Raw genomic sequence first — 2541 nt, forward strand, 5'->3', positions numbered from 1 at the left:
TCGCCTTACGGTGGAGCTGTGCGTAGATGTGATCAAGAGACAGGCGGCGTGTTGCCGGTGTTGCGGATGGTCAGGAACACGCCGCCCGTGCCCCCCTGCACCGCCGCCCGGGCCCAGGGCTGCTCGATGCTGATGGCGCCCGGCTGCTGCGCCAGGGCGGGAAGGGCGGCCAGGAGGGGGGACAGGAACAGGGCCGGCAACAGCCGGCGACGGCGCAGCGTCATGACGCGGTTTCCTTGCGAAAGGCGAAATTCCGGTCCCGCCGGATGGCGGGGGATGGGCTTGGGGGCGGAACTGCCGGAGCGGGCCGGGAATGGGACCCGGCCCTGCCGCGGCCGCAGGACGAATGGCCGCGCGGGCGGGGAGCCCGGGCGGCGGTCCTGTCAGGGATCAGGCGATGGGAGGGGCGCGGGGCTGCTGCGGCGGGCCGCGTGGCGGGATTGGCGGCAGGCCGGGCAGGGCGACGTCATGCGCGATCACCACGAAGCCAGCGGGCCGGATCATGGCGACCGGAGGGGCGGGCGGGAGCGCGACCCCCGCATGCTGGCACATCGGGCAGCCCGGATGCAGGCTTGCCTTCGGAGCCTCCTTGCCGTCCGGTCCCACCAGGATGGTGCGATGGAGGCCGGAAGGGCTGCACAGCTCCACGAGCTGCGCCGCAGCCGTACCCGTGAAGGGGCGGAGACAGGAAGGCAGCGCCGCCGACCACTGTAGGAGAAGCAGCACGGCCACAAGGCTCAGGAAAGGGCGGCGGACCTGGCGCATGGATGGCCGCATGCGTATCAGCCGCCGCAAGCCTTGTCACGGCCAGGGGCCCGGTGTTCGGACGTCAGCACTCGGGCCACCATTCCGGAGCGTGCCCTGTTCCGCGCCGGTTCCCCTGTCCGTTATGCCCCGCCGTCCAGCCAGGTCACCTGGCTGCCATGGGCCTGCGCGGTGGCGAGCCGGTGCTCCGCGCCGCCCGGCCAGAGGGTCAGCCGCAGCTCCGGCCGGGCCTCCGGAGTGGGCGGCTCGAAGCGGAGCCAGGCGAGCGGCGCCTCCGGGGTGGCGCGCGCACCGCGTTCCCGCAGCGTCCCGGCGATGCTCTCGCGCGTCTCCCTGGGCATGTATTGCCACATGATGGAATGGTACAGGATGGTGGCGCACCCGGTCTCCGCTTCAGCCAGGTGCGCCCGGACCCAGGGAGCCGCATCGGCCCGTTCCACGCGCTGCCCGGCTGCCCGCGCCACGGCGATGGCGCCTTCCAGCCGGGCCAGGCGCTCGCGCTGGTCCGCCCAGACATAGGCGCGCAGGCGGAGGCGCTGGGCCGAATCCTCCAGGTCGATCGGCGAAAGGTCGCAGGCCCGGCGCGACGCCACGCGCAGCGGCGCATCCAGCGGCGGCAGCCCGCCTTCCCAAGCCGGGGCCAGATGCACGGGGCTGGCGGGATCGCCCCATGACGCCCCGCCCAGGCGGTAGTGGAAGCGGTCCCACACCGTGTTGAGGCCGGCGCTGGCGCCGATCTCCAGCAGGGCCAGCGGCAGACCGGTGTCCCGCGCGATCCGCAGGAAGCCGCCGAGCAGCACGCCCGATCGCCCGACCTCGTTGGTCTGCGGCGGCGAGGCCAGGAAGCCCCCGATGAAGGCGCGATGCGCCGCCAGCACCCCTGGAAGCACGGGGCCGAGCCGTTCAGGCCCCGCTCCCGCCCGCGGCGGATAGGTGGCGGCGAGTTCCGGCGCCGCGCCGCTCAGCACCAGGGCGTGCAGCGCGCCCGCCAGCCGCAGTGGCAGCGCATCGGCCACCGGGTCGCCGGGCCAGTGGTCCACCAGCGCGGCGGTGGGGCCGCCCGCGGCGAGATCCGCAGCCAGCAGGCGCAACAGCCCGGCGGTGAAGGGCGAGCCAAGACTGTCGCACCAGCCGATCTGCCGGGCGAAGCTGGCGAGGATCTTTTCCCGTTCCGGCGGCGTCGCGGGCATCCGCATCTCCTGCGCTTGACGCGGCAAGGAGGATCGCGGCAGGGGTTGCCGTCAATCTTGATCGAGATGATCAACATCACCGAACCCGCCAGCCCTTGTCTGACCGCCCAGGAGGCCACGGCGCGCCTCGGCGTCTCGCGGCAGACCCTCTACAGCTATGTGAGCCGTGGCTTGGTCCGCGCCGTCGCGGCGCCTGGCGATCCCCGGCGCAGCCTTTATGACGCGCAGGACGTGGCCCTGCTGCTGGAACGGCGGGGGCGAGGGCGGGCGCGGCGGGACATCGCCGCCTCCACCACCGACTGGGGGGAGCCGGTGCTGCGCTCCTCGCTGACGCTGATCGATGGCGGCGGCTTCCGCTATCGCGGCCAGGACGCGGTCGCCCTGTCGCGGCAGATTTCGCTGGAGGAGGTGGCCGCCCTGCTCTGGGGCGTCCCGGTCGCCCTCTCCATCCCGCCGGAGGAACCTCCCCCGGCGGGGGAACGGCCGCTCGAACGGGCCCTGCGCGCGCTGGCCGCCGAGGCGGCCCGCAGCGACTGGGCGCTGCACCCGCCCCGGATCGCGGCGGGCGCGGCCCGGCTGCTGGGCC

At 74.1% G+C, this 2541-nt stretch carries 4 protein-coding genes; 1 reads left to right on the forward strand and 3 read right to left on the reverse strand.

The genetic code is table 11. From position 1 onward, the window contains the following. Nucleotides 1-32: 32 nt before the first annotated feature. The 3 genes from ROTAS13_RS22880 to ROTAS13_RS22890 form a co-directional block, all read right to left on the reverse strand. Nucleotides 33-224 (reverse strand): hypothetical protein, encoded by a 192-nt coding sequence (locus ROTAS13_RS22880; RefSeq protein WP_075823534.1) that lies wholly within the window; start codon nt 222-224, stop codon nt 33-35. A 166-nt stretch (nt 225-390) separates the two neighbouring features. Then, a complete protein-coding gene (locus ROTAS13_RS22885; RefSeq protein WP_019462545.1) occupies nt 391-765 on the reverse strand; it encodes a DUF2946 family protein in 375 nt (124 codons plus the stop codon). 122 nt (nt 766-887) lie between these two features. Further along, complete coding sequence (locus ROTAS13_RS22890) at nt 888-1955, reverse strand: DUF2332 domain-containing protein (RefSeq protein ID WP_079253301.1); 1068 nt, start codon at nt 1953-1955, stop codon at nt 888-890. A 45-nt stretch (nt 1956-2000) separates the two neighbouring features. On the opposite strand from ROTAS13_RS22890, the gene ROTAS13_RS22895 reads away from it, so the two are divergent. Then, nucleotides 2001-2541, forward strand: a 541-nt coding sequence (locus tag ROTAS13_RS22895) for a helix-turn-helix domain-containing protein (RefSeq protein WP_216348725.1), incomplete at its 3' end; no start/stop codon positions are given.

The organism is Roseomonas sp. TAS13, from assembly GCF_001950415.1.
GTDB classification, from domain to species: Bacteria; Pseudomonadota; Alphaproteobacteria; order Acetobacterales; family Acetobacteraceae; genus Roseomonas; species Roseomonas mucosa.

Excerpts from the sequence above, each read along its gene's own strand:
- ROTAS13_RS22880 (WP_075823534.1), bottom strand. The coding sequence starts at position 224 with ATGACGCTGCGCCGTCGCCGGCTGTTGCCGGCCCTGTTCCTGTCCCCC.
- ROTAS13_RS22885 (WP_019462545.1), bottom strand. The coding sequence starts at position 765 with ATGCGCCAGGTCCGCCGCCCTTTCCTGAGCCTTGTGGCCGTGCTGCTT.
- ROTAS13_RS22890 (WP_079253301.1), bottom strand. The coding sequence starts at position 1,955 with ATGCCCGCGACGCCGCCGGAACGGGAAAAGATCCTCGCCAGCTTCGCC.